At 68.0% G+C, this 24,075-nt stretch carries 26 protein-coding genes, 1 tRNA gene and 6 pseudogenes; 18 read left to right on the forward strand and 15 right to left on the reverse strand.

Features of this window, described 5'->3' with window-relative positions; all coding sequences use genetic code 11:
- The first annotated feature begins 49 nt into the window (after positions 1-49).
- The 4 genes from V8F63_RS06710 to V8F63_RS06725 all read left to right on the forward strand — a co-directional run bounded on the left by V8F63_RS06710 (position 50) and on the right by V8F63_RS06725 (position 2,812).
- Entirely contained in the window at positions 50-274 is a 225-nt protein-coding gene (locus V8F63_RS06710; protein WP_392354843.1) for a hypothetical protein, read from the forward strand.
- Positions 265-891 carry an amidohydrolase family protein gene (locus tag V8F63_RS06715; protein WP_392354844.1) on the forward strand — a complete coding sequence of 209 codons (627 nt, stop codon included), beginning with the start codon at positions 265-267 and terminating at the stop codon, positions 889-891. Before V8F63_RS06710 ends, V8F63_RS06715 begins: the two co-directional genes overlap by 10 nt.
- Positions 892-985: 94 nt before the next feature.
- On the forward strand, positions 986-1,714 hold the full coding sequence (locus V8F63_RS06720; protein ID WP_392355053.1) for an amidohydrolase family protein: 729 nt from the start codon (positions 986-988) through the stop codon (positions 1,712-1,714).
- 126 nt (positions 1,715-1,840) lie between these two features.
- Positions 1,841-2,812: a complex I NDUFA9 subunit family protein gene (locus V8F63_RS06725; RefSeq protein ID WP_392354845.1), complete on the forward strand. Its 972-nt coding sequence runs from the start codon at positions 1,841-1,843 to the stop codon at positions 2,810-2,812.
- A gap of 161 nt (positions 2,813-2,973) precedes the next feature.
- On the opposite strand, the pseudogene V8F63_RS06730 reads toward V8F63_RS06725, so the two are convergent.
- Positions 2,974-3,778: pseudogene (locus V8F63_RS06730) on the reverse strand (undecaprenyl-diphosphate phosphatase).
- Positions 3,779-3,909: 131 nt separating this feature from the next.
- On the opposite strand from V8F63_RS06730, the pseudogene V8F63_RS06735 reads away from it, so the two are divergent.
- The 3 pseudogenes from V8F63_RS06735 (at position 3,910) to queG (ending at position 6,847) form a co-directional block, all read left to right on the forward strand.
- Positions 3,910-4,958: pseudogene (locus V8F63_RS06735) on the forward strand (cation diffusion facilitator family transporter).
- A 64-nt stretch (positions 4,959-5,022) separates the two neighbouring features.
- Positions 5,023-5,707: pseudogene (locus V8F63_RS06740) on the forward strand (glutathione S-transferase family protein).
- A gap of 25 nt (positions 5,708-5,732) precedes the next feature.
- Positions 5,733-6,847 (forward strand): annotated as a pseudogene (gene queG, locus V8F63_RS06745) (tRNA epoxyqueuosine(34) reductase QueG).
- Between the two features lie 152 nt (positions 6,848-6,999).
- Here the strand turns inward: queG and V8F63_RS06750 are convergent.
- The 8 genes and pseudogenes from V8F63_RS06750 to V8F63_RS06785 all read right to left on the reverse strand — a co-directional run bounded on the left by V8F63_RS06750 (position 7,000) and on the right by V8F63_RS06785 (position 14,001).
- Entirely contained in the window at positions 7,000-7,311 is a 312-nt protein-coding gene (locus tag V8F63_RS06750) for an esterase-like activity of phytase family protein (RefSeq protein WP_392354846.1), read from the reverse strand.
- Positions 7,308-7,667, reverse strand: a complete 360-nt coding sequence (locus V8F63_RS06755; protein WP_392354847.1) for an esterase-like activity of phytase family protein — start codon at positions 7,665-7,667, stop codon at positions 7,308-7,310. The genes V8F63_RS06750 and V8F63_RS06755 overlap by 4 nt, the downstream gene beginning before the upstream one ends.
- Positions 7,628-7,966, reverse strand: a complete 339-nt coding sequence (locus V8F63_RS06760) for a hypothetical protein (RefSeq protein WP_392354848.1) — start codon at positions 7,964-7,966, stop codon at positions 7,628-7,630. Before V8F63_RS06760 ends, V8F63_RS06755 begins: the two co-directional genes overlap by 40 nt.
- Positions 7,963-9,842: pseudogene (gene cobT / locus V8F63_RS06765) on the reverse strand (cobaltochelatase subunit CobT). Before cobT ends, V8F63_RS06760 begins: the two are co-directional and overlap by 4 nt.
- A gap of 46 nt (positions 9,843-9,888) precedes the next feature.
- On the reverse strand, positions 9,889-10,077 hold the full coding sequence (locus tag V8F63_RS06770) for an OST-HTH/LOTUS domain-containing protein (RefSeq protein WP_392354849.1): 189 nt from the start codon (positions 10,075-10,077) through the stop codon (positions 9,889-9,891).
- A 20-nt stretch (positions 10,078-10,097) separates the two neighbouring features.
- Positions 10,098-10,637, reverse strand: coding sequence for an NYN domain-containing protein (locus V8F63_RS06775; protein WP_392354850.1), 540 nt, complete (start codon positions 10,635-10,637; stop codon positions 10,098-10,100).
- Positions 10,638-10,691: 54 nt separating this feature from the next.
- The gene (locus V8F63_RS06780; protein ID WP_392354851.1) at positions 10,692-13,628 is read right to left on the reverse strand and encodes a pitrilysin family protein; all 2,937 of its coding nucleotides are present in this window, start codon (positions 13,626-13,628) and stop codon (positions 10,692-10,694) included.
- Between the two features lie 112 nt (positions 13,629-13,740).
- On the reverse strand, positions 13,741-14,001 hold the full coding sequence (locus V8F63_RS06785; RefSeq protein WP_003167792.1) for an Lrp/AsnC ligand binding domain-containing protein: 261 nt from the start codon (positions 13,999-14,001) through the stop codon (positions 13,741-13,743).
- 244 nt (positions 14,002-14,245) lie between these two features.
- On the opposite strand from V8F63_RS06785, the gene V8F63_RS06790 reads away from it, so the two are divergent.
- The gene (locus V8F63_RS06790; RefSeq protein ID WP_392354852.1) at positions 14,246-14,890 is read left to right on the forward strand and encodes an alpha/beta hydrolase; all 645 of its coding nucleotides are present in this window, start codon (positions 14,246-14,248) and stop codon (positions 14,888-14,890) included.
- Positions 14,891-14,920: 30 nt separating this feature from the next.
- A complete protein-coding gene (locus V8F63_RS06795; RefSeq protein WP_392354853.1) occupies positions 14,921-15,592 on the forward strand; it encodes a bifunctional 4-hydroxy-2-oxoglutarate aldolase/2-dehydro-3-deoxy-phosphogluconate aldolase in 672 nt (223 codons plus the stop codon).
- 275 nt (positions 15,593-15,867) lie between these two features.
- Here V8F63_RS06795 and ppa read toward each other — a convergent pair whose 3' ends face one another.
- On the reverse strand, positions 15,868-16,425 hold the full coding sequence (gene ppa, locus V8F63_RS06800; protein WP_025976190.1) for an inorganic diphosphatase: 558 nt from the start codon (positions 16,423-16,425) through the stop codon (positions 15,868-15,870).
- A gap of 191 nt (positions 16,426-16,616) precedes the next feature.
- Between ppa and V8F63_RS06805 the strand changes: the two are divergent.
- Positions 16,617-16,751 (forward strand): annotated as a pseudogene (locus V8F63_RS06805) (DUF599 domain-containing protein); the annotation flags it as partial.
- 121 nt (positions 16,752-16,872) lie between these two features.
- Complete coding sequence (locus V8F63_RS06810; RefSeq protein WP_392354854.1) at positions 16,873-17,235, forward strand: DUF599 family protein; 363 nt, start codon at positions 16,873-16,875, stop codon at positions 17,233-17,235.
- Between the two features lie 270 nt (positions 17,236-17,505).
- Here the strand turns inward: V8F63_RS06810 and V8F63_RS06815 are convergent, their stop codons facing one another.
- Positions 17,506-18,294 (reverse strand): N-formylglutamate amidohydrolase, encoded by a 789-nt coding sequence (locus tag V8F63_RS06815; RefSeq protein ID WP_392354855.1) that lies wholly within the window; start codon positions 18,292-18,294, stop codon positions 17,506-17,508.
- Positions 18,295-18,415: 121 nt separating this feature from the next.
- Here V8F63_RS06815 and V8F63_RS06820 point away from each other — a divergent pair, with 121 nt between their 5' ends.
- The 6 genes from V8F63_RS06820 (at position 18,416) to V8F63_RS06845 (ending at position 21,080) form a co-directional block, all read left to right on the forward strand.
- Positions 18,416-18,772 (forward strand): cell cycle two-component system response regulator CpdR, encoded by a 357-nt coding sequence (locus V8F63_RS06820; RefSeq protein WP_003166166.1) that lies wholly within the window; start codon positions 18,416-18,418, stop codon positions 18,770-18,772.
- A 115-nt stretch (positions 18,773-18,887) separates the two neighbouring features.
- Positions 18,888-18,962 (forward strand) — tRNA-Val (locus tag V8F63_RS06825).
- Positions 18,963-19,115: 153 nt separating this feature from the next.
- A complete protein-coding gene (locus tag V8F63_RS06830) occupies positions 19,116-19,469 on the forward strand; it encodes a hypothetical protein (RefSeq protein WP_392354856.1) in 354 nt (117 codons plus the stop codon).
- Positions 19,470-19,532: 63 nt separating this feature from the next.
- A complete protein-coding gene (locus V8F63_RS06835) occupies positions 19,533-19,910 on the forward strand; it encodes a hypothetical protein (protein ID WP_392354857.1) in 378 nt (125 codons plus the stop codon).
- Positions 19,911-20,043: 133 nt separating this feature from the next.
- Entirely contained in the window at positions 20,044-20,361 is a 318-nt protein-coding gene (locus tag V8F63_RS06840; RefSeq protein ID WP_392354858.1) for a hypothetical protein, read from the forward strand.
- A gap of 341 nt (positions 20,362-20,702) precedes the next feature.
- Positions 20,703-21,080 carry a hypothetical protein gene (locus V8F63_RS06845; RefSeq protein WP_392354859.1) on the forward strand — a complete coding sequence of 126 codons (378 nt, stop codon included), beginning with the start codon at positions 20,703-20,705 and terminating at the stop codon, positions 21,078-21,080.
- Positions 21,081-22,241: 1,161 nt separating this feature from the next.
- Here V8F63_RS06845 and V8F63_RS06850 read toward each other — a convergent pair.
- From V8F63_RS06850 to V8F63_RS06865, 4 genes are read right to left on the reverse strand one after another with little or no spacing between them, the layout of a single operon-like run.
- Complete coding sequence (locus V8F63_RS06850) at positions 22,242-22,442, reverse strand: hypothetical protein (RefSeq protein WP_278070336.1); 201 nt, start codon at positions 22,440-22,442, stop codon at positions 22,242-22,244.
- Positions 22,426-22,794 (reverse strand): hypothetical protein, encoded by a 369-nt coding sequence (locus V8F63_RS06855; RefSeq protein ID WP_278070337.1) that lies wholly within the window; start codon positions 22,792-22,794, stop codon positions 22,426-22,428. Before V8F63_RS06855 ends, V8F63_RS06850 begins: the two co-directional genes overlap by 17 nt.
- Entirely contained in the window at positions 22,788-23,069 is a 282-nt protein-coding gene (locus tag V8F63_RS06860) for a DUF6527 family protein (protein WP_278070338.1), read from the reverse strand. Before V8F63_RS06860 ends, V8F63_RS06855 begins: the two co-directional genes overlap by 7 nt.
- Complete coding sequence (locus V8F63_RS06865; RefSeq protein ID WP_392354860.1) at positions 23,066-23,506, reverse strand: M15 family metallopeptidase; 441 nt, start codon at positions 23,504-23,506, stop codon at positions 23,066-23,068. Before V8F63_RS06865 ends, V8F63_RS06860 begins: the two co-directional genes overlap by 4 nt.
- Positions 23,507-23,591: 85 nt before the next feature.
- Here V8F63_RS06865 and V8F63_RS06870 point away from each other — a divergent pair, with 85 nt between their 5' ends.
- On the forward strand, positions 23,592-24,065 hold the full coding sequence (locus tag V8F63_RS06870; protein WP_392354861.1) for an IPTL-CTERM sorting domain-containing protein: 474 nt from the start codon (positions 23,592-23,594) through the stop codon (positions 24,063-24,065).
- The last annotated feature ends 10 nt before the right edge of the window (positions 24,066-24,075 follow it).

Consider the following 24,075-nt stretch of genomic DNA (forward strand, 5'->3'; position numbering starts at 1 on the left):
TTGACGCCAAGCGCGGCTGCGGCTCCCTTGGCCGCGACTGGAGGCGCTGATGACCCGAACCCTGAAGACGACCCTGCCGCTGGCGGCCGCGCTGTTGCTGGCCGCCGCGCCTGCGGCCTACGCTCAGAACCTGTTGATCCGGGGCGGGACTATCCATACCGGCGTCGAGGCCCAGCCGACGGCCGAGGTCGTGGTCGTGCGCGACGGGCGCATCGCCTATGTCGGCGCGGCGGCGAGCGCCCCTCGACCGAGGGGCTGGAACTGGTGGATCTGAAGGGCGCGACGCTGTTCCCCGGCTTCACCGACGGCCACGCCCACCTGGACGGCATCGGCTGGCGCGAGATGACGCTGAACCTCGAAGGCGCGGCCTCGCTCGCCGAGGCCATGGCGCGCCTGACGGCCTGGGCCGAGACGCACCCCGAAGGCGTCATCGTCGGGCGCGGCTGGATCGAGACCCACTGGCCCGAGAAGCGCTTCCTGACCGCGGCCGACCTCGACGCCGCCGCGCCCGGCCGGGTCGTGCTGCTGAGCCGGGCCGACGGTCATGCGCGGGCGGTCTCCAGCGCGGCCCTGGCGGCGGCAGGGATCGATGCGACGACGCCGACCCCGTCGGGCGGAGAAATCCTCAAGGACGCAAACGGACAGCCGACCGGCCTGCTGGTCGACGGCGCCATGACCTTGCTCGAAGGCCTGACGCCCGAGGCCGACCCGGCGGCGACGCGCGAGGCCTACCGCGCCGGGTTCGGCGTCTACGCCCGCTATGGCTGGACCGGCGTTCACTTCATGAGCGCGCCGTGGAAGGACGTGCCCCTGCTGGAGGCGATGGCCGAGGCGGGCGAGGCGCCCTGCGGGTCTACAACGCCATCGACATGGGCGATGCGCGCGCCCTGATGGCGGGCGGGCCGCGCGACGTGGGCGACGGGCGCGTCATCACCCGGGCGATCAAATCTACGCCGACGGCGCCCTGGGCTCGCGCGGGGCCAAGCTGTTCGAGCCCTATGCCGACCGGCCCGACACCTCCGGCCTGATGCTGGCCTCGCGCGACGAGGTCATGCCGCTGTATCAGCAGGCGCTGCGGACGGGCATCCAGATCGCCACCCACGCCATCGGCGACCAGGGCAACCACGACGTCGCCGCCTGGTATGAAGAGGCCCTGCGCTCGACGCCCAAGTCCGAGTGGAAGCTGGCCGACCCGCGCTGGCGCATCGAGCACGCCCAGATCATCCGGCCGGCCGACTATCACTATTTCAACGACCTGCCGATCATCGCCTCCATGCAGCCCAGCCACGCCATCGGCGACCTGCATTTCGCCGCCGACCGCCTGGGCGACGCGCGGTTGGACGGGGCCTACGCCTGGCATACCCTCGTCGACCGCGGCGTGATCGTGGTCGGCGGCTCGGACGCGCCGGTCGAGCGCGGCGACCCGCTGATCGAGTTCTACGCCGCCGTGGCGCGCCGCGACCTGAACGGCTTCCAGGGGCCGGACTGGCGCCCGAACGAGGCGGTGGACCGGGCGACGGCGCTGAAGATGTTCACCCTATGGCCGGCCTACGCCAGCTTCCGCGAGAATGAGCTGGGCACGATCGAGGTCGGCAAGCGCGGCGACTTCACCGCCTTCGACATCGACCTGATGACCGTCCCCGCCGCCGACATTCCCAAGGGCCGGGCCGTGCTGACGGTGGTCGACGGACAGATCGTCCACCGGGCCGACTAGGAGGGATTGATCGCTCGGATCCCGCCCTTCTCGTTGCGGGGCGTGGCCGCTTCGGTTAAGCCCCGCGCATAGGATTTTATCTCCGGCCGGGTCTGCGGCCGGGGCTTGGCGTTTGGAGCGTCTGAGATGGCTGATTTCGCCCCCGGTCTGGTCACTGTGTTCGGAGGCTCGGGCTTCATCGGGACCCAGGTGGTGCGCGCCCTGGCCCGTCGCGGCTGGCGCGTGCGCGTCGCGGCCCGCAACGCCAAGAGCGCGCCCGTGCTGCACATGGCCGGCGACGTCGGCCAGGTTCAGGTCGTGCGCTGCGACATCACCGACAAGGCCGCCGTCGCCGAGGCCGTGCGCGGCGCCGACGCCGTGATCAACCTGGTCGGCATCCTGTTCGAGACCGGCGGCCGCAAGTTCCAGACCCTGCACGTCCAGGGCGCGACCAACGTCGCCGAGGCGGCTGCGGCGGCGGGCGTCAAGCGCCTGACGCAAATCTCGGCCATCGGCGCCGATGCCGACGGCAAGGCCGACTACGCCCGCACCAAGGGCGAGGCCGAGGCCGCCGTGCGCGCCGCCTTCCCGGGCGCGGTGATCGTGCGCCCGTCGATCGTCTTCGGCTCGGGCGATCAGTTCCTGAACCGCTTCGCCGCCATGGCCAGCTGGTCGCCGGTCCTGCCGCTGATCGGCGGCGGCCAGACGAAGTTCCAGCCGGTCTATGTCGCCGACGCCGCCGAGGCCATCGCCCGCGCCTCCGTCGCCCCCGAGGCTGTGGGCGAGACCTATGAGCTGGGCGGACCGTCGGTGTGGACCTTTGAGGACATCCTGAAGTTCATCCTGCGCGAAACCAACCGCAGGAACATCCTGCTGCCGCTGCCCTTCCCGGTGGCGCGCATGATCGGCTCGCTGGCCCAGATCCCGGCCATGATCGGCCTGGCGCCGCAGCTGACCAAGGATCAGGTGACGCTGCTGGAGACGGACAACGTCGTCTCTCCGGGCGCCAAAGGCCTGGCCGACCTCGGCGTCGAGCCCTCGGGCATCGAGGCCATCGCCCCGGGTTATCTGTGGCGCTATCGCGCCGGCGGCCAGTACGCCGAAAGCCCCGCCGCCTGATTTCCAGCGCCTCGGCGGGCGCCTGACGCGCGCCTTTTTCCTCCCCATGAAATGGGGAGGGGGACCGCGAAGCGGTGGAGGGGCCGGCCCGGCCCGAAACCGCCCCCGTCTCGGCGTCTACGCCGCCGATCCACCTCCCCACTGCGTGGGGAGGAAATGGCCTACAGCGCCCCCGTCGCCGCCAGGCCGATGATGCCGACGACGCCGACCGCGATCCGCCACCAGGCGAAGGGGCCGAAGCCGCGCTTGGACACGAAGTCGAGCAGAAACCGGACCACGGCCAGGGCCGAGATGAAGGCGGCGATGAAGCCGATGGCGATCAGGCCCAGGTCGCTGAAGTCCAGCACGTCGCGGTTCTTGAACAGGTCATAGGCCACCGCCGCCCCCATGGTCGGCAGGGCCAGGAAGAAGCTGAACTCGGCCGCCGAGCGCTTGTCCGTGCCCAGCAGCAGCCCCCGCGATGGTGGCGCCCGAGCGCGACACGCCGGGGATCATGGCCAGGCACTGGAACAGGCCGATCAGGAAGTAGACCCGGAACGGATAACGGTCCGCGTCCAGATAGGCCGGGATCTTGTTCATCCGGTCCAGCCACAGCAGCAGCACCCCGCCGATGATCAAGGCGACGCAGATAACCAGCGGCGTCTCGAACAGCACCGTCTTGATGAAGCCGTAGGCCAGAAAGCCGATCACCACGGCGGGGGCGAAGGCGACCAGCAGGCCGATCAGAAAGCGCCGCGCCTCGGCGTCGAAAGGCCAGCGCGTCGCCAGCGTCCACAGTCGCTTGAAATAGACGCTGATGATGGCCAGCAGGGCGCCCAGCTGAATGACGATCTCGAACGTCTTGCCGGTGCTCTGAAAGCCAAGAAAATGCCCCAGCAGCAGCAGGTGGCCGGTGGACGACACCGGAATGAACTCGGTCAATCCCTCGACCAGACCCAGAAGGATCGCCATCAGCCAGTCCGCCATGAATTCTCCGTCTTGTTCGCCAGGGTCGGGGGTCAGGCACGCGCCGTGCGGCGTCGCGTCCGCCTTCCTTAGCGTCCCGGGCATCGCGCCGCCATTGGCGCGGGCGCGGTTTTAGGCGACAAGGTCGGGAAATGACCGTCTCTCCCCTCGACGCCGCCCACGAGACCACCCGCCGGATCACCACCCTGTCGGTGGCGACGGCGGTCCTGCTGATCGTCATGAAGGCCTTCGCCCTGGGGGCGTCCGGCTCGGTCTCCATCCTCGCCAGCCTGGCGGATTCGACCTTGGACCTGATCGCGTCGCTGGCGACCTTCGTCGCCGTGCGCTGGGCGGCCCTGCCGCCGGACGATCGCACCGCTATGGCCACGGCAAGGCCGAGGGCCTGGCCTCCCTGGTGCAGGCGGGCATGGTGCTGGCCTCCAGCGTCTTCATCGGCTGGGAGGCGGTGCAGCGCATCTTCGACCCGCGCCCCGTCACCTCGGGCGGATGGGCGATCGGCGTGGTCGTCTTGTCTATCGCCATCACCGCCGGCCTGGTGTGGATGCAGACGCAGGCGGTGAAGAAGACCGGCTCCCTGGCGGTGGCGGGCGACCGCGCCCACTACGCCGCCGATCTGGCCGCCAACGTCGTGGTGCTGATCGGCGTCGTCTCCGGCGCCCTGCTGCAGGCGCCGGGACTGGATGCGGCGGCGGGCCTGGTGGTCGCGGTCTGGCTGGCCTGGGGGGCGTTGAATCTGTTGAAGGGCGCGGCCGATCACCTGCTGGACCGGGCCGCCTCGGACGCGGAGCGCGCCGCCATCGTCGCTGCGGTGACTGAGGACGCCCGCATCGCCAACGTCCACCAACTTCGCACCCGCATGGCCGGGCAGGCGCTGATGGTGCAGATGCACGTCGACCTGGACCCCGATCTCAGCCTGAAGGCCGCGCACGACATCACCCTGGACGCCGAAAAGCGGGTGTTGCAGGCCTTTCCCCACGCCGACATTCTGATCCACGCCGACCCCCGGGGCGCGGCAGAGCCGCACGGCGGCGCCTTCGCCTCGCCGCGGCCTGAGACGCCGGATCGCGATGCGCCCCCATCACCCCGCTCTGAAGGGCCCTCAACCGAAGCGTCCCCGTCTGGATCGCGGGCGCCCCAGGCGCCGGACTCGCCCTCGGCGCGGGTCGGCCCCTGGTCCTGAGCCCTGCGACAATCGCGCGCGGTAAACGGAGCCTTAACGGGCGAGGGCGCATTGAAGGCGGACAATGTCCACGCCCGCCGTCCTGTATCATTTCGCCTTTCACCCGGCTTCGCGCACGGCGCGGCTGGCGCTGGGCGAGGCCAAGGTCGAGTACGGCGAGGAGTTGGTCCGCCCGTGGGAGGGCGACTGCCCCCTGTTCGAGATGAACCCTTCGGGCATGCCGCCGGTGCTGAGCGTGACCGAGAAGGGCAGGGGCTGACCCTGTGCGAACAGGACGCCATCCTCGGCTGGCTGGAGGACCGGTCCAAGGGCGACTTCCTGCTGCCGTCCGACCCGGCCGAGCGGGCGGAGGCCCGGCGTCTGGCGACCTGGTTCAGCCGCCGTTTCACCGACGAGGTCGACGCCGTCCTGCTGCATGAGCGGATGGAGAAGCCGCTGCTGCGCATGGGGCCCCCGACGCTCGGATGCTGCGCGAGGGACGCGAATTCCTGAAGGGGCATCTGACGGTTCTGGAGCCGCTGGCGGCGGGTCGCGAGTGGCTGGCGGGGCGCCGGCTCAGCCAGGCCGACCTGATCGCGGCGGGCCATCTGTCGGTGCTCGACTATTTCGGCGAGATCGCCTGGGCATCCTGGCCTTCGCTGAAGTTGTGGTACTCCAAGCTGAAGTCGCGCCCCTGTTTCCGCCCCCTGCTGGGCGACCGCTTCCCCGGCGTCCACCCCGCGCCCTGGTACGCCGACCTCGACTTCTGAGGGCCGGGAGGGCTAAAGCGCCCTCATGGCGGCCGATCCCCGCATCTTCATCCGACAGCGCGCCGCCGAGCTGGGCTTCGGCGTGTGCCGCTTCGCCTCGGCCGCCGAGCCGTGGAGCGCGGGCGAGCGGCTGGCCTATTTCGTCGATGCAGGCCGGCACGGCGACATGGGCTGGATGGAGACGACGCTGGAGCGCCGCGCCCACCCCACCGCCATGTGGGACGGCGCCAAGACGGCCATCGTCCTGGGCATGAACTACGGCCCTGACGAAGACCCCCGGCCAGAGCTTCAGGAGGCGTCGGCGGGCTACATCTCCGTCTATGCGCGCGGCGACGACTATCACGAGGTCATCAAGGGACGGCTGAAGATCCTGGCCGGTCAGATCGCCGCGCGGCTGGGTCAGGAGGTCAAGGTCTTCGTCGACACAGCCCCCTGATGGAGAAGCCGCTGGCGCAGCGCGCGGGGCTAGGCTGGCAGGGCAAGCACACCAATCTGCTTAGCCGCACCCACGGCAACTGGTTGTTCCTGGGGACCATCCTGACCGCCGCCGAGATCGAGCCGGACGCGGCCGAGCTTGAGCACTGCGGCCGCTGCACCGCGTGTCTGGAGGCCTGTCCGACCAAGGCCTTTCCGGCGCCGTTCCAGATCGACGCCCGACGCTGCCTCTCCTATCTGACCATCGAATATGCGGGCGCCTGGCCGCGCGAGTTCCGCCTCGCGACCGGCAACCGCATCTACGGCTGCGACGACTGCCTGGCCGCCTGTCCCTGGAACAAGTTCGCCCAAAGCGCGTCGGAGGCCCGGCTGCAGGCGCGCGACGCGCTGAAGTCGCCGCCGCTGATCGACCTGCTGGCGCTGGACGACGCCGCCTTCCGCGCCCTGTTCACCAAGAGCCCGGTCAAGCGCATCGGCCGCGACCGCTTCATCCGCAACGCCCTCTATGCGGCGGGCAATTCCGGGGACGCTGCGCTGGTCGCGCCGGTCGAGGCCCTGCTGGACGACCCCGCCCCCGTGGTGCGCGGCGCGGCGATCTGGGCGCTGGCACAACTCGCGCCCGAACGGTTCGAGACCGAGCGCGCGGCGCGACTGGCGCACGAAACAGACGAAGAGGTCAAACAGGAATGGTCCTTCTCCCCTTGAGGGAGAAGGTGGCAGGCGTAGCCTGACGGATGAGGGGTGTTTGCGGGCGGCCTGAAGGTCGGCCACGCCCTGACCTCATCGTCTGAACGCCGCCGTCGGCACCCTCATCCGAGCGCCTTGCGGCGCCCACCTTCTCCCACAAGGGGAGAAGATCACTGAACGTCAAACGCCAGCAGCAGCGTCTTCTGCGCCGGGTTGGCGTTGTCGTCGGACAGGATGTAGAGGCGCACGTTGTCGCCCCTCGTCTCGGCGGCGATCCCCTCGAAATTGTCCGTCAGCCCCGGCAGCTTCAGCTCGACCAGCGCCGGGCCCAGCGCGCCCTGCGCGTCCATGCGGCGCACGCGGGCGCGCACGTCGAAGGGCGGGCGCCATGAGCGTTCCACCGCGAACCAGCCGCCGCCGCGCGGATCGCGCTCAAGGCCCGTCAGGCGCCAGCTGTCGGCGGGCGGGCTCGGCCGGGTCACGACGCGACAGCCTTGCGTCGAGCAGTCCCACACCCCGCCGCCTTCCCCCCGACGCGCCAGCCGCCGGGCGCGCTCGCCAGCGCCTCCATGCCTTCGTTCAAGGGAAAGTCCGCCGCCGGGTGCGGCTGCGCCCGCGGCTGCGCGCGCAGGGCGTCCAGCCGGCCGTAGCTCCAGATGCTGTGCTCGCGCTCGAAGCTGACCAGCACCTCGCCATCGTCGGTCAAGGCCAACCCTTCGGCGTCGCCCATGCGTTTCTCAGTGATCGGTGCGCCATCGGTCAGCGTCAGTCGCCGCACCCGCAGGTCATGCAGTCCCGTCAGCCTGCCGTCTGCATCCAGCTCCAGCCGCCCGTGCACCAGATCGCCCGATCCGACACGGCGACGAAGCCGCCGTCGCCCGTCAGCTTCAGATCCGACAGGCCGTGCAGGGTGGAGACGGGCGCGGCGACCAACTGCACCCCGCCCGCATAGCGCACGCCCTTGGCCAGCCTGGCCCCGCCCGGCCAGCCCAGACCGACCTGCCGGGTCGAACCGCCTGCGGGCGACCAGCCGTCGGCCGTCGCCTCGGGCGTCCAGGGATGGGAGGTCGCCGCCGCCCCGGCGCAGGCGGCCAGGGCGAGGGAGATCAGGGCGGCGACATAGAGGCGCCGGTTCACGCCGCGCGCTTGTGCGAGGGCCGTCCCGTCCTGGCGCTGACAGCCTTGGGCTCGGCCTCGAACAGCTCGGCCAGTTTCTCGGTCATGGCGCCCGCCAGCTGCTCCACATCGACGATGGTCAGAGCGCGGCGATACCAGCGGGTCACGTCGTGGCCGATGCCGATGGCCAGCAGTTCGACCGAGCTGCGCGTTTCGATCTTCTCGATCACCTGGCGCAGGTGTTTGTCCAGATAGAGGGCGGCGTTGGCCGACTGGGTCGAGTCATCGACCGGCGAACCGTCCGAGATGACCATCATGATCCGCCGCGCCTCGGGCCGGGCCAGCAGGCGGTCGTGCGCCCATTCCAGCGCCTCGCCGTCGATGTTTTCCTTCAGCAGGCCTTCGCGCATCATCAGGCCCAGGTTCTTCTTGGACCGGCGCCAGGGCGCGTCGGCGCTCTTGTAGATGATGTGGCGCAGGTCGTTCAGGCGGCCGGGGTTGGCGGGCTTGCCCGCGCTGATCCAGGCCTCGCGGCTCTGCCCGCCCTTCCAGGCGCGGGTGGTGAAGCCCAGGATCTCGACCTTGACCCCGCACCGTTCCAGCGTCCGCGCCAGGATGTCGGCGCAGACCGCCGCCACCATGATCGGCCGCCCGCGCATCGAACCCGAGTTGTCCAGCACCAGGCTCACCACCGTGTCGCGGAACGGGCTTTCGCTCTCCATCTTGAACGACAGGGGGCTGGTCGGATCCGTGATGACGCGGGTCAGGCGCGCCGTGTCCAGCATCCCTTCCTCAAGGTCGAACATCCAGCTGCGGTTCTGTTGCGCCAGCAGCGCCGTTGCAGCTTGTTGGCCAGGCGCGACACGACGCTGCCCAGGGTCGACAGCTGGGCGTCCAGCAGGGCGCGCAGCCGGTCCAGCTCCATCGGGTCGCACAGGTCGGCCGCGTCGATGACCTCGTCGAAGGCGGTGGTGAAGGCGTGATAGACCTCGACCGCGCGGCCGTCGTCCTGGGTCTGCTGATGGTTGGGGCGGTCGCCTTCGCTCAGTTCGGGGGCCTCTTCCTGGCCCTCGCCGTCCGTCTCGCCCGGCGCGCCGTCGGGGCGGGCGGGGCGCTCGTCGTCGGCGGACTGATCGTCGGCCGAGCCGTCCAGAGAATCGCCCCCGTCGCCGCCGTCCTGTTCTTCCTGCTCGTCCGGTTCGGCCTGGTCTTGATCCGGCTTTTCGGCGTCGTCCTCGCCGTCTTCCTCCGACTCGCCGCCATCGGCGTCGCCGGGGTCTAGGTCCAGCGCCCGCAGAAGGTCTTTCAGCCGCGCGCCGAAGGCCGCCTGATCGTCGCCGGACGCCGCCAGGGCGTCCAGTTCCGACCCCGCCTTGGCCTCCAGCTCGGCGCGGACCCGGTCCAGCATGGTCTTGGCGCCGTCGGGCGCGGGCTCGCCCGTCATCCGCTCGCGCAGCAGAAGGGCGGCGGCCTCGGCCACCGGCACCTGCTCCGCCTGGGCGCGCAGGGCGCCCGACTTCTCTAGCCGGGTCAGCAGCGCCGAATCCAGGTTGCGCCGCACACCCTTCAGCTCGCGCGCGCCGACGGCCTCGACGCGGGCCTGTTCGACGGCGTCGAACACCTCGGCGGCGTTCATGTCGGTCGGACGCAGCCGCGCGTCCAGCGCCGCGTCATGATTGGCCAGGCGCAGCGCCAGCCGGTCGGCCTGACCGCGCAGGGCGGCGCTTTCGGGCCCGCTCGGGTCGCGCGGCGGGTGCGGCAGGGTCAGCACGCCGCCGGACAGCCTCGGCCCGTCAGAGCCGAAGCGCACCTCCAGCTCGGCCTGTTCGGCCAAGGCTCGCGCCGCGTGCGACAGGGCGCGTTTAAAGGTCTCGACGGGGGTCTCTGCGGCGGCCATGCGCCACACATAGACCATGCCGCGCCGGGGGAAGAGGCGAGACGCCCTACTTGGCCTTCACCCGGACGTTCATCGCGCCGTTCGGCCCGGCCTTGACCTCGAAACGGCCGGTGGCGCGGATCAGGTCCGACAGTTTCACATGGCCGTAGGTGCGCTGGTCGAAGTCGGGATAGGCGTTGCGCAGCCGACTGCCGATGCCGCCCATCGCCACCCAGCCGTCGCCGTCCTCGTCCATATCGGCGATGGCCTTGGCGATCAGACGCCCGGCTTCGGACGGCTTGCGGCGAGCGGGGGCGGGGGCGTCGCCGCGGCCTCGTCATTGGTCTCGGGCGACGGGACCGTCAGGTTCTCCGTATAGATGAAGCGGGTGCAGGCCTGACGGAAGCTCTCGGGCGTCTTCTGCTCGCCGAAGCCGTAGACCGGGACGCCCTGTTCGCGGATGCGCGCGGCCAGCCGGGTGAAGTCGCTGTCCGACGACACCAGGCAGAAGCCGTCGAACCGTCCCGAATGCAGCAGGTCCATCGCGTCGATGACCAAGGCGATGTCGCCCGAGTTCTTGCCCTTGGTGTTCTGGAAGTTCTGCTGCCACTGGATCGCCCAGCGCGGCAGGACGTCGATCCAGCCCTTCAGCGATGGGTTGGCCGCATCGCCGTAGATGCGCCGGGCCGAGGCCTCGCCCAGGGTGGCGATCTCGCTAAAAAGCGCCTCGGCGATCCGGGCCGAGGCGTTCTCGCCGTCGATCAGCACGGCCAGGCGCGGGGCGCGGGCGGAAGGGATCAGGGCGTCGGTCGGCATGGGGGCTCCGGCGAGGGAGGGGACGAGGAAGGCTCGCCCTCCCGGCCCTGCGGGTCAACCGCAAAGCAAAACGGCCGGCGGGTCGCCCCGCCGGCCGTCTCGTTCAGGTCTGGATCGAAGCGGCTTACTGGGCCGGCTTCGGCGCTCGGCGGCGCGCACCTCGACCGGCAGGCCCAGGGCGTCCAGCTGCGGCTTGACCACCGCAGCGTCGCCGACCACCACCCAGACGAAGCTGTCGGGCTTGATCGCGGCGCGGGCGGCGGCGTCCATCTGTTCGGCCGTCAGGGCGTTGATGCGGCCCGCGAGCGTCTCCTGATAGTTGTCCGGACGGCCGTACAGCGCGTTCGAGCGCAGGGCGTTCAGCACCTGGAACGAGGTCTCATAGCTGCCCGACAGGCCGCGCGTGTCGCCCAGGACGGTGCGCTCGCGCTCGGCCGCCGTCACGCCGTCGGCGGTCAGGAAGCGCTCGTACTGGCCGATCAGGGCCGCGATCGACTCGCCGGTGCGGTTGGCCTGCACCGGGGCGTTGACGATGTAGGGCGAGCGTTGCTCCTGGGCGACGACATAGCCGCGCACCCCGTAGGACCAGCCCTTGGTCTCGCGCAGGTCGGCGTTGATCCGCGACAGGAAGTCGGCGCCCAGGACCGTATTGGCTGTGGTCAGGGTCAGCAGATCGTCCCTACCGGACACCGGCAGAACCTGACCGCCATAGATCAGCGACTGCGGCGATTGCGGCCGGTCGATCAGCACGATGCGGGCCGAGGTCTGGGGCAGGGCGGCGTCGAAGGCTTTAGTCCCCTTCGGCGTCGAGGGCGCGCGCCAGTTGCCGAAAGCGGCTTCCAGCTGCGGCTTCAGCTCGGCCAGCGGCAGGTCGGACACCACGAACAGCTTGGCGTTGTCCGGACGGATCCAGCGCGCGTGTTCGGCCATCAGGTCGTCGCGCGTCAGGCTGCGGATCACCGCTTCGTCGCCCGTGCCGCTGAACGAGCGGCCATAGGGGTGGGTCTCGCCAAAGAGCAGCGGCGGCAGGGCGCGGCCGGCGATGGCGGTCGGTTGCGTCTTCTCATTGGCCAGGCCGGCCAGGCGCGTCGCGCGCAGGCGCTCGATCTCGGCCGGGGCGAAGGCCGGGTTGCGCACCACGTCCGACAGCAGGGCCAGCGACGGCTGCAGATTGGTCGTCACCGCCGACAGATTGGCCACCGTGCGGTCCATCGACGAGCCGACGGAGACGCTGGCGCCCAGACGCTCCTGCGCCTCGGCCAGGGCCTTGGAATCGCGCGTCGTCGTGCCTTCCTGCATGACGTTCAGCATCAGGGTGTGGGCGCCCAGACGGTCGGCGCGGTCGGCGGCGACCCCGGCGTCGAACTCCAGCGCCACGCGCGTCACCGGCACGGTGGTCGAGCGGGCGTAGACGATCTCGACGCCGTTCGACAGGGCGGCGCGCTCCACGGCCGGGAAGACGACGTTGGACACCTGGCCGATGGCCGGGGCGGGATCGCGGGCGACGCGCTGGATCGGCTCGGCCGGGGTCGGCGTCGCGCCCGACGGGGCGGCGGCGGCCTCGACATAGGCCTCACGCTCGCCCGGCATGACGATCTGGCTGTAGACGGGGCGGCTCAGCCACTTCTTCATGGCCGCCTGGACCTGGGCCGGGGTCACCGCCGCATAGGCCGCCAGCTCCTTCTTGTAGAAGTCCGGATCGTTGGCATACAGCTGCCCCTCGGCCAGGACCGAGGCCTTGCCGTTGGCCATTTCCAGCCCCTGGATGCGCTGCGAGGCGTAGCGCGTGACCACCCGGTCGATCTCGTCCTGGGTCGGGCCGTTGGCGATCAGGTCGGCCAGCACCTCGTCCATGCGCTTGGCCACGGCGTCGGCGTCGGCGCCCGGCTTGACCATGGCGGAATAGCTGAACATGCCGACGCGCTGGAACACCTGGTTGCCGGCCGAGACGCCCGAGGCCGTCTGCTCGTCGCGCACCAGGACGTTGTCCAGACGCGAGCTGGCCAGGCCGCCCAGCACCGAGGCGCCGACACTCAGCGGCACGGAGTCCGGATCGCCCAGGCCCGGCACGGCCCAGGTGCGGCTGATGCGGGTCTGGGCCACGCGGTCGTGCAGCACCTGCTCGACCGGCGCCGCCAGGGTCGGCACGGGAGCCGCCGCCGGGGTGTTGACCGGGCCGCGCGCGATGGAGCCGAAATACTTCTGCGTCAGTTCGCGGGCCTTGGCTTCATTGATGTCGCCGGACAGGACCAGGACGGCGTTGTTCGGGCCGTAGTTCTGGCGGAACCAGTCGCGCACCGTCTCCATGCTGGCGGAGTCCAGGTCGTCCATCGAGCCGATGGTCGAGTGGCGATAGGGGTGGCCCTCCGGGAACAGGGCTTCCAGCGTGGCGTAATAGGTCATGCCGTAGGGCTGGTTGTCGCCCTGGCGCTTCTCGTTCTGAACGACGCCGCGCTGCAGATCCAGCACCTCCTGGCTGACCTGGCCCAGCAGATAGCCCATGCGGTCGGATTCCAGATAAAGCGTGTATTCCAGCGCCGGGGTCGGCACCGTCTGGAAGTAGTTGGTGCGGTCGAACCAGGTCGTGCCGTTCAGGCCCGTGGCGCCGGCCGCATTCATCGTCTGGATGTGGCTGGAGGGCGAGTTCTCCGACCCGCCGAACATCAGGTGTTCGAACAGGTGGGCGAAGCCGGTCGAACCCTTGGGCTCGTCCTTGGAGCCGACGTTGTACCAGACCGACACCGCCACGACGGGCGCCTTGCGGTCCTCGTGCACCAGCACGGTCAGGCCGTTGTCCAGCTGGAAGCGCTGCCACGGAATGTCGACGCGGGCGATCAGCTCAGACACCGGCGCGCCGCGCAGAGGCTGGGCCTGGGATTGGGCCTGGGTTGCTGTAGTCGCGGCGGCGGCGGTCGCGACGGGCGCGGCCAGAACGGGCGTGCTCACGGCCAGAAGGGCGGCGAGGGCTACGGAAGAGGCGGCAAGGCGCATGGTGTTTGGTCCCCAACGGATCATGTTGGGCCGGACCTTAGCCGCCTAAACGCGCCCCGCAACGCGGCACATGGTTACATGAACGATTGTTCATGTTCGAAGCGAACGCCTCTCAGGCGCGCTTGCTGGGCAGGAAGGGCGAGAAGGTGATGACGGTGAAGGTGTCGCGGATGTGCGGACGCGTCTGCACCTGCTTGGTAACGAAGGTGCCGATGTCGGCGTCCTTGGGCAGCTGGAACTTGGCCAGCAGGTCGTGCTGGCCCGATGTCGAATAGACCTCGCTCACATTCTCGACATTGTCGACCAGATCGGCCGCAACATCGTTCGCAAAGCCCAACTCGCATTTGATGAAGACGAAAATGGCGGTCATCATGGCCTTCAAGCCTCCCGTTCAAGCGGAGGTCTCTAGCGGATGGAGACGACATGGGTAAGGCTTTGTCGCCCGAGGCGACGCAGAACGAACGGGCCGCGGCCTATGAGGCGGCCTATAACAACCGCGCCCGCGTGCCGGGCCACCCCGCCATCCTGGACCGCTGGCGCAAGGAGTCGCTGCGGGTGATCGACGCCCGGCGCCCCGAGACGATCGAGTACGGCCCGTCCGAGCGCCAGAAGATGGAGTGGTTCGACGCCGGGCCCGGCGCCCCGTCGCCGTCTTCATGCACGGCGGCTATTGGCAGGCGCTGGACCGCGGCTGGTTCGCCTGGGTGGCGCCCGCCCTGCTGGAGCACGGGATCAGCGTCGTCGTGCCGGGCTATGACCTGGCGCCGGGCGTCTCGGTCGGAAAGATCATCAGCCAGATGCGCGAGGCGACGGAGTTCGTGCGCGCCCGCAGCGGCAAGCGGCCGCTGGTGTTCGGCCATTCCGTCGGCGGCCACATGGCGGCGGCCATGCTGTCCGAGGGCCGGGCGCGCGCGGCGCTGGCGATCTCGGGCGTGTTCGATCTGGAGCCGCTGATCCACACCTCGCTGAACGACGCCCTGGGCCTGGATGCGCCGGTCGCCCGCGCCCTGTCGCCGATCCACTGGCCCGCGCCGAACGGGGCGACGCCGGGCGGCACGACGCTGGACTGCTGGGTCGGCGGGGCCGAAAGCAATGAGTTCGTTCGCCAGAGCCGAGAGATGGCCGCCGCCTGGGGCGGAAAGGGCGCCGACACCCATGTCGAGATCGTCGACGGCGCCGACCACTTCACCGTGCTGGACCCTCTGGCCGATCCCGACAGTCCGATGGTCAAGCGTCTGGTGGAACTGGCGACCGCCGAATAGGCTTCGGTCTCTGGGCTGTAAGGAGTTTTCATGCGTCACGACCGCCTCGCCGTGCTGACCGCCATCGAGACGCAAGGGGTGGTGCCCGTCTTCTACCATCCCGACGCCGAGGTCTGCGCCCAGGTGATCCGCGCCTGCGCGCGCGGCGGGGCGCGGGCGGTGGAGTTCACCAATCGCGGCGACTTCGCCTGGGAGACCTTCACCGCCCTGTCAAAGGAGTTCGCGCGCACGGACCCCGACATCATCCTGGGCGTCGGCTCGATTCTGGATGCGCCGACGGCGGCCCTCTATCTGGCCTCGGGCGCGCGGTTCGTGGTCAGCCCGTGTCTGGTTCCCGAGGTGGCGCAGGTCTGCAACCGCCGCATAGTCGCCTATGCGCCGGGCTGCGGTTCGGTGCGCGATATCTCTGAGGCGCAAGAGCTGGGCTGCGAGATCGTCAAACTGTTCCCCGGCGCCTCGGTGGGCGGGGCGGACTTCGTCAAGGCGGTGCTGGGGCCGATGCCGTGGACCAAGATCATGCCGACCGGCGGCGTCGAGCCTGACGAAGCCTCCATCCGCGACTGGTTCGGCGCGGGCATCGTCGCGGCCGGCATGGGGTCCAAGCTGATCACCAAAGCCGCCATCGAGGCGAAGGACTGGGGCGGGATAGAGGCTCAGGTGCGCCAGACGGTCGAGGCCATCGCGGCGTTTCGGAAGAAGTAGTAACGGCTCTCCCTCCCCGTCCCGGGGAGGGTGGCTGAGGCCGTTAGGCCGAAGCCGGGTGGGGGCGGCTGGGTCATTCAGTCGCCGAGCCCAGGATCGCCTGGCCCTCCCCACCCGGTCTCCGCTTCGCTCCGACCACCCTCCCCGGGACGGGGAGGGAGAGGCGTCGCGCCTATATTGCGCTCAAGCAGCGAGCCGCCGCGCGGCGAGCTCTAGCGCACAAAAAGACCCCGCCGTTTCCAGCGGGGCCTCTTCTATTCAAACGCCTTCGCCGATCAGGCGGCGGCTTCGTTCTTGGCGGCCAGCTTGGCCTGGTGAGCGGCCATGCCGGCGGCGATCAGCTCGGCGGCTTCGCCCGCGTCGCCCCAGCCGTTGACCTTGACCGACTTGCCCTTCTCCAGATCCTTGTAGCGGGTGAAGAAGTGCTCGATCTGCTCGATCAGGATGGCGGGCAGCTGACGGTAGCTGGAAACCTCGGTGTAATAGGGGTTCAGCTTGTCGACCGGCACGGCCAGGATCTTTTCGTCGCCGCCGGCTTCGTCGACCATCTTCAGCACGCCGATCGGGCGCGAGCGGATGACGCAGCCCGGCACCACCGGCGTCGGGTTCAGCACGATGACGTCGCAGGGGTCGCCGTCGTCCGACAGGGTGTGCGGCACGAAGCCGTAGTTGCCCGGATAGTACATGGCGGTGTGCAGGAAGCGGTCGACGAACAGGGCGCCGGAGTCCTTGTCCATCTCATACTTCACCGGCAGGCCGCCCTGCGGGATCTCGATGATGACGTTGATGTCCCACGGCGCGTTGGGGCCGACCGGGATGGCGTCGATGTTCATGGTACGCTCTTATTGCAGGTGCGAACGGGGAGAATTGACGCGCGTGATAAGCTTTGCGCGTCTTTACGGCAAGCGTCGCGGCGATCACGCTTGCCTTGCGCGGGCCGACGTGGCGTCAATCAGGCATGAGTCTGTTCGATTGGATCGCCCTGTTCGTCTTCGTCATGGCCTGGTTGGGCTATGGCCCGCTGATGCGTCTGACAGCGCGCCGCAGCGGCTCGCTCAACGTGGACATGCTGTCGGTGCGCGACGCCTGGATGCGCGCCATGACCCACCGCGAGATGCGATTGATCGACAGCCAGCTGCTGGGCCATTCGATCAACTCGGGCTCCTTCTTCGCCTCGACCAATCTGCTGCTGATCGCCGCCGTGGCCGGCGTGCTGTTCGGGGGAGGCGGCCCTGCGCGGTTTCGCCGCCGTCGGCGCCGAGGCCGTCACGCCGCGCCTGATGGAGGCCAAGCTGGCCCTGGTGCTGCTGTGCCTGGCGCGCGGCTTCCTCGACTTCATCTGGGCGCTGCGCCAGCTGAACTACACCGTCGCTCTGATCGGCGCCGCGCCGGAAATCCACGAAGAGGCCGACCGCGTCGCCTATGGCCGGGCCGTGGCGCGGGTGCTGAACCCTGCGTTGGCCAACTTCAATCAGGGCGTGCGGGGCTATTATTTCGCCCTGGCCGCCGCGGCCTGGCTGTTCGGGCCGCTGTGGCTGCTGCTCGGCGCAGTGTCGGTGTTCGCCCTGCTGGCCTGGCGCCAGCTGGCCTCGCCCGCCGCCTCCGCCATACGTCAGGCCCGGCGTCTTCTGGAGCAGGCCTAGCTATCTCGCAGGTGCGAGATAGGCGCGGCTGACGACCCGTCCGGCGCTCCGCGTCGACCGTGAAGTCCGTAACATCCCGTGATTGCATAAGGCCGAAACGGCGCTTGTTTTTTTGTGCGCTGCAAACTAACTTCTTTTTCGACGCTTTCGAGCGTCTTGCCCTTCCTGGGCGTTTCCTCCCTATAGACTTTCAAAGCCGCGCCGTTTGGCGCGGCTCTTTTTGTCCTGGGACCCGCAGTCAGACGCGCCCGTCGGCGCACAGCTCGGCGATCACGCGCCGCAGCGCGGAGCGGCAGCGGTTCCAGCCGGGGAGGGGGCCCAGGCGACCTCATCCCAGTACAGCCCCCGGCTCAGCTCCACCTGAATGGCCTCAAAGCCCTCGTCCGGCCGTCCCCACCGCTGGGTCGCATAGCCGCCGGCGTAGGGCCGGTTCAGCCCCACCGTCAGCCCCTGCGCCTCGAACAGCCGCCGCAGCCGCCGCGTCAACGCTGCGTCGCAGCTGCTCCCATGCCGGTCGCCCAGCACCACGTCCACCGCGCCGCCTGTCGCCCGCGCAGGCATGGAGTGCCAGTCGACCAGCACCGCCCGTCCGGCGTGCGATCGCGTCGCCTGCATCATCTGCGTCAGGGCCGCGTGATAGGGCGCATGAACCTGCGCCACCCGCGCCCCGGCCTCGCTCTTGGTCAGGCGTCGCTCGTACAGAGGCGTCCCGTCCCCCGCCAGGCGCGCCACCACGCCGTATCCGGCCAGAGCCTTGGCGGTGGCGGGACTGTCGTCCGCGTCGATGATCAGGGCCGGATCCCACTCGTCCGGCGCCCGGTTCAGATCGACATAGGCCCGGCCGAACCGCGCGGCGATCACGGCCGCGCCTTGCTCGGGTCCGCAGTCGATCAACTGGTCCACCGCCGCGTCCTCGGCGCTGCGCACGGCGCGGACCGAGGCGGATGCGTTCATGTCCGCCGGATACACGTCGCCCGAATGCGGCGAGGCGAATACCAGCGGCGTCGCGCGCCCGGCGGCGGCCGGCGCGATCCAGAAGGGCGACTGAGGCGCGTCCATGCTTCGCCCATAGCCTGCTTCGCGCGCAAAGGCGCGTCCGGCGAGCCCGCCGTTCGTCTTCATCGCCGGTTTACCCGGCCCGCCTAGTCTGGCGACTGAATTCAACGGTTTAGACTCGATCATGGCGCGCATTCTTCTGGCCGAAGACGACAACTCCCTTCGCGGCTTCCTGACCCGCGCGCTTGAGCGGGCCGACCATGAGGTCGTGGCTTGCGAGAACGGCGACGATGCCATCGACGCCCTGGACCAGGGTCCCTACGACCTGCTGCTGACCGACATCGTCATGCCCGGCGCCGACGGCATCGAGGTCGCCCGTGTCGCCGCCGCCCGCCAGCCAGGCCTGCGCATCATGTTCATCACCGGCTTCGCCGCCGTCGCCCTCAGCGCCGCCCAGGCCTCGCCCCAGGCCAAGGTCCTGTCCAAACCCGTCCACCTGCGCGACCTGGTGAACGAGGTCGAGCGCATGATCGCGGCTTAACCAAAAGAAAAGTCGAAGAAAGGCGTCGAACCCCCTTGCGGCCTGCGCAAACTGCGGGTTATAGACGCCGCCTTCCCGCCCACCGGCCCAACCGCCGAGGGGCCGCAGAACAGGCGGACGCGTAGCTCAGCGGGAGAGCACTACGTTGACATCGTAGGGGTCACAGGTTCAATCCCTGTCGCGTCCACCATCTGCCTTTCCTTTTAGAATCAGGCCTCTAAGCGGTTTGCGCCACGGTGGCGCGATCTTCGTTCCTCGTCTTGTTGTCAGAATGGTTTCCAGAATGGCGGCCTGACGGACAGCACGAGGCGCTCATCGCGCGACTCAGCTACACCGCTGCGCCATGACACCCGACCAACTGAACCACGCCCTCGACGCTATGGCCGCAGCCGCAGGCGATGACCCCAACCTGGCGCCCGGCCTGATCACAGTGGAGAGCGGCCATTGGGTGGACGTGCTGTCGGCAGTACGCGCGACTTGCGCGGCGCTGAACGACGGCCTGCGCAGGGAGATCGTGATCCACGTCGGATCGCAGCAGGAAACGAAGGTGCTGACGCGTGCTGAAGCGGGGAGCTCGGGACGCCCTATCGCGATCTGGAGGCTAGAGCCTGATGATCAAAAGCGGCGGCTCCAAATGTCCGCCAAGGGTGGATTGCGGACACTCCCTCATTCAGCCACCCTGACGGTCATAACGTGAAATCTCGCCAGGAAATGAGCGGGTGGGCAGCGGTGCCCGACGAGTTGCAGCAGGGATGACACCATGATCGACAAGCCGCCTTCGACCCCTCATCGCGACGATCTCATCGCCGGCATGACGCCCTTGTTGGCGAGTATCATTTCAGGCCCTGACGGCGTGTGCCTGACGCTTACGCTTGAGGGTGATGTCGACCGTTGGGTCCAATATATGGCTGACAGCGTCAATGCCGCCTACTTCGGCGACGAGCCCCCGTTGGATGACCTGCTTTATGCGATGGGCCCAGCCGTCGTCACCTCGTTTGAGGCGGGAAATCACCTGACTGTCACGTTGGCGGCGCGCGATCCTGAATCTATCGCAGCCTGGATATACGACTATTTCCAACACGTTCTTGAGTGCGGCGACGCTTTCGTTCTCGACGTCCAAGTTGAGAATCTAGCGTAAACACATCGGCCCTACCGCCTTTTCCGATCAACTCGATATTGCTCGCTTCGGGTCGTGAAGCGACGTTCGCTTATGGGTAGGACGCGGACCAACCCTCGGTTATGTCTTCACCGTGGATCGACAGGGGTAAACCATGGAATTGAGAACGACGGGCGGGCATCTGAAACCGGGCGGAGCGTTCAAACTTGTAGCCACGGGCTATTTTCTCGGGGCTGGGGTGATCTTCCTCCCGCTTTTCGTGCTCATCACCGTGATCACGTTGGCCGCTGGGGTTCCGCCGACTTTGAATGGTGAGCCAGTAGAAGCCAGCGGAGGTATCCTCGTCGCTTTCTTGCCGTTGATAATGGTGCCCGTGATCCTCGCCATTCAGGCCGTCATGTTCGGCGGGTTGGCCGTCTTTGGACTATGGCTCTACACCAAACGGAGGCATATCCGCGTCGTTGAGGGGTGATCCGCTCAAAGGTCCGCAACGGGTCGATTTCGATCCTGGGCTCCCGCGCCGAAAGCGGACGTTGGCCGTCAGGCCGGAAAGCGGTCGCCGTGGTCGTCCGCTAGGGGTGGACAGCGGAAGTTCAGCGCCGCACGGTGAGGTATGCGGTCTTCAGCCATCACACCCTCGCAGTCTTCATTGCAGCACTCGCGGCGTGTTCTGCTTCGGTTGCCAACGCGCAACCAGCTTTAGAGCAAGGATTCGCTGGCGCTCTGCGTGGCTGTGAGGAATGGATTCTAAATCCAGAAAGCTGGATCAACGGCCCCGCTCCCTTCATCGCAACGGTAGGCCTGGGCGACACGATGGAGCTGGTTGCCAAGGTCGATGAGGCGTCGCTTCCGCCTCCGGCCTTGCGTCGCGGAAACCGCTACTGGCGCATCAATTCGACAGAGACCGCCGGCTATGTCCTGGTCGTCTCGGACCAGGCGCCCATGTGCCACATCACCGGCGGTGGAAATGTCGATTTGCAGCCCGTGGTGGAAGCCGTCCTGACGTCTGCAGACTTCGCCAGCCGCTGGGAGGCGGTTCGGCAGATCGAGCGGCGAGACATGGCGACGACCACGTTCCGGAACCGGACCGATCCGTCCCTGTCCGCGGTTGTCAGTCGAGCGAAACGGCCGGGCGAGAGGCTAGACCGCGTCCAGGTCTTGGTGACGGCGACGTACGAAACGCAGAACTAAGACTCTGCTTCGATGCCGCGCGCGAACGTCCGCAACGGGTGGAAAGCGGACTTCGCATTCCAGCGATTTTGCATCATCTTCGCAGAAATGGACCGGTCTCTTCGATGGCGAGCGTTTGTCCGACGGCATGATGTCGTCATGGGCGTGGCTATCTGGAACGCAAGCGGCATCACCTCTCTTCTGTGGGCATGTCTTCTGCCTTGGTCGCTTCTCGCTCGCCTTGGGCTGGGGACCATTGGAATTTTGGCAATAATGGTCGGCTGCAATATAGCTCGTATGCATCGGGCGCGTTGTCGGCGTATCCGATTGGCGGGTCATTCGCCACGCGCGTGGAGCGGCGCCGCTGGGAAACTCCACCCAAAGCATTGAGCCCCCAACGGGTCGCGAAGTGAAGTTCGCTTGAGGGTGGTTAGCGGACATCCCGAGCGATATGATATCGGGTGACGGGAGACTGCCATGGTCCGCGCGCTTTCGATCATCGGCTTCTGGGCCTTGGCTGCGTGCTCGGGTCGGGAAGTGATACCCAGTCGACCTGCAATCTGCCCACAACGAATGAATGGCTACGAGATAACCATCAAACCGATAGGATCGGTTGGAAGGACATAGACCCCTCGTTTGTGCAAACGGTTTCCAATGACATCCCGGCTGCAACTGCGCTGCTCGCGACCGAAGGCGCTGTTGGGCTTACTACCGAACAGGTGCGATGGTTCGCTGGCGAGCCCGCGCGGCCTCTTGGCTCTGAGACGGCACCCTACATAATTCGTGCAGTGTATCCGACAGCGCACCCCAGCATTAGTGTCGGCTGGCATCGTGATGATCTCTATGTCTTCGCCGGTGGGCTGGGGTGCGCTCGATACGTCCAGCACCCAATCATCGTCTATCTAGATCGACCGCCAGCGTCCGTATTTGTGTCAGCGTCCGCCGCGCTTTGATTTCTTCGTGGGCGAGTTCCGCAATGGGTCGCAAGCGGCCGTTTACTCCTCGACCGAAAGTCTACGCCCGAAAACGCAGAAAACCCCGCCACCCGGTGAAGGGCGACGGGGCGTATAGCGGAGCCTTAGAGGCTCGACGCCTTGCAATCCGGCCTCTAAGCCCCATTTAGGATAGGAGCCTCGGCTCAATGCCCGTCTGAGTGCCAATCTGGCAGACGGGACGTGCCCGTCAGCCAGGCCTGGGCGGAAGTTCAGGCGGCGGCGGGCAACTCAGGCCCTTCAACCCCATCTCATCGAAGAACCGGCACAGGCGCCCGACCTGCGCCCAACCCGCCTCGCCCCAGGCCTCGATGGCGTTGTCGTGCAGCTCGCCGGCGATCCGGCTGGTCAGCACATCGTCGGGCGGGACCGGCTTAGGCTGGACCCTCAAGTCCTCGACAGGCGGGCGGGATGCGCCCAGCGTCCCGCAACTGGCGACACCGGCGCCTAAGCTCACGCTCATCAGGCACGCCGTCAGGAAGGGCTTGCGCGGCATGGTCTCTCTCCTCTTGCCGGTTGCGGATCGTGGTGGTGTCGGTCAGGCGCTCGCTGGCCGCCGCTTCCCGGGCGGCTGACGCCTTCGCCTCGACCTTGGCTTGCTCGGCCGCCTGACGGTCGCGAACGCCCTCAGCGCCCCTGCGAGCGCAGTAGCCGCCGAAGATCAGGAAGGCGGTGAGGAGGGCAATGGCCAGCCAGGTGGTCGGGGCGAGGGCGCGGCCGAGGCCGAGGGCCAAGGTCAGCATGTCCGCCACTCCCCATTGGTGAGGAAGCCGTGCCACTCGCACCCGCCCCGGAATAGGACCGAAGGCGTAAGCGTCGGGTGCTCACGGTTGCCGTCCCAGTCCCAGCGCGGCTCGATGGTGTTGGTCTCGACCGGCAGATATCCCTCACGCTTGCGGCCGCAGGGGCAGATGAAGGCGATCCCGCCGACGCTACCGTCTGGATATGAACGGATCTCCACCGCGCCGGGCGTGTCGTTGTGGTGGTCGATGTCCTCGACAATGAAGCCGGCGATCATCGCGCGAGCTCCCAATGAGGGCTGTCCGTCTCGCCCCGCTCGCGCGGCTTGCCGTTGCGGTTCCAGTCGGCGCCCCAGCGGATCGCCACGCCCAGCTCGGCCGACGCCGCGAACATGGCCTCGGCGATCGCGTCGAACTTCGGGACCCGAACCGGCCCTTCCCAGTCCACCGGGAACGGGATCAGATCGACGGTGTGGTCATAGCCCGTCTGCGCGTTGACGAAGTGGTTGCTGGTCAGCGTCCAGGTGACCTTGGGGCCGGGCTTCGTGCGGCCCTGCGCGTAAAGCTCGCGCTGGCGCTGGGGCGTCCGAACGCCCTCCAGCACCGAGAAGTCGACGGACGACAGCTGGATGGCCCGCTCGACCACGCGGATGAGGTCCGGGTGCACGCCAGCGAGCCGGGCGCGCGATTGCGCACCAAGGCGAAAGGCCATCATGGTCTCCAGTTCAGATTGTGAGGGTCGGATTTGCGCTTTCCGCCAATCGCGGTTAGGCGATGCGTCTGCTTAGGGGAGAGGCGATTTGAAGAAGCTGATTGCGACGACTGTCATGATTGCAGCATTACTGTCGTGCGCAGGGGCAGCTGCAGCAGGAACATATCAGGGCGTTGCAAGTCATGATGGCACGCGATGGGAAATTACTTGGAGCAATGTCTCGCCAACATGCTCAGCCAGCCCTCTGACGATTGCTGCGTCTTCAGTAGTAGCTACAATTGATGGCGTAGATGAAACTTTAGTTACATATGCAGCCTTCAATCATATTACGGCCAGCATGAATTCAGTGAAGTTTGGCCCAAGTCCTGCTGGCGTCATGAGTAAGATTACATTCAAGGGGCAAGACTCATTTCAATGTGACGGCCACACATTTCTCCTGCCCGGCTACGTAGGGTCGCCAACCCCTGTCCCCACCCTCTCAGAATGGGCGATGATCCTGCTGGGCGTGATGTTGGCTGGCGGGGCGGCCTTGACGCTACGCCGAAGGCGTCAAGTGGGCTGATTGTGACGCG

The sequence above is a fragment of the Brevundimonas sp. LF-1 genome (assembly GCF_037055305.1).
Classification (GTDB): domain Bacteria; phylum Pseudomonadota; class Alphaproteobacteria; order Caulobacterales; family Caulobacteraceae; genus Brevundimonas; species Brevundimonas sanguinis.

Bases quoted from the DNA above. Each gene is read 5' to 3' on its own strand.
- V8F63_RS06710 (WP_392354843.1), top strand. From the start codon at position 50: ATGACCCGAACCCTGAAGACGACCCTGCCGCTGGCGGCCGCGCTGTTG.
- V8F63_RS06725 (WP_392354845.1), top strand. From the start codon at position 1,841: ATGGCTGATTTCGCCCCCGGTCTGGTCACTGTGTTCGGAGGCTCGGGC.
- V8F63_RS06770 (WP_392354849.1), bottom strand. From the start codon at position 10,077: ATGGACGAGGACGGCGACGGCTGGGTGGCGATGGGCGGCATCGGCAGT.
- V8F63_RS06775 (WP_392354850.1), bottom strand. From the start codon at position 10,637: ATGCCGACCGACGCCCTGATCCCTTCCGCCCGCGCCCCGCGCCTGGCC.
- V8F63_RS06780 (WP_392354851.1), bottom strand. From the start codon at position 13,628: ATGCGCCTTGCCGCCTCTTCCGTAGCCCTCGCCGCCCTTCTGGCCGTG.
- V8F63_RS06785 (WP_003167792.1), bottom strand. From the start codon at position 14,001: ATGATGACCGCCATTTTCGTCTTCATCAAATGCGAGTTGGGCTTTGCG.
- V8F63_RS06795 (WP_392354853.1), top strand. From the start codon at position 14,921: ATGCGTCACGACCGCCTCGCCGTGCTGACCGCCATCGAGACGCAAGGG.
- ppa (WP_025976190.1), bottom strand. From the start codon at position 16,425: ATGAACATCGACGCCATCCCGGTCGGCCCCAACGCGCCGTGGGACATC.
- V8F63_RS06810 (WP_392354854.1), top strand. From the start codon at position 16,873: ATGGAGGCCAAGCTGGCCCTGGTGCTGCTGTGCCTGGCGCGCGGCTTC.
- V8F63_RS06815 (WP_392354855.1), bottom strand. From the start codon at position 18,294: ATGGACGCGCCTCAGTCGCCCTTCTGGATCGCGCCGGCCGCCGCCGGG.
- V8F63_RS06820 (WP_003166166.1), top strand. From the start codon at position 18,416: ATGGCGCGCATTCTTCTGGCCGAAGACGACAACTCCCTTCGCGGCTTC.
- V8F63_RS06830 (WP_392354856.1), top strand. From the start codon at position 19,116: ATGACACCCGACCAACTGAACCACGCCCTCGACGCTATGGCCGCAGCC.
- V8F63_RS06835 (WP_392354857.1), top strand. From the start codon at position 19,533: ATGATCGACAAGCCGCCTTCGACCCCTCATCGCGACGATCTCATCGCC.
- V8F63_RS06840 (WP_392354858.1), top strand. From the start codon at position 20,044: ATGGAATTGAGAACGACGGGCGGGCATCTGAAACCGGGCGGAGCGTTC.
- V8F63_RS06845 (WP_392354859.1), top strand. From the start codon at position 20,703: ATGGAGCTGGTTGCCAAGGTCGATGAGGCGTCGCTTCCGCCTCCGGCC.
- V8F63_RS06855 (WP_278070337.1), bottom strand. From the start codon at position 22,794: ATGCTGACCTTGGCCCTCGGCCTCGGCCGCGCCCTCGCCCCGACCACC.
- V8F63_RS06860 (WP_278070338.1), bottom strand. From the start codon at position 23,069: ATGATCGCCGGCTTCATTGTCGAGGACATCGACCACCACAACGACACG.
- V8F63_RS06865 (WP_392354860.1), bottom strand. From the start codon at position 23,506: ATGATGGCCTTTCGCCTTGGTGCGCAATCGCGCGCCCGGCTCGCTGGC.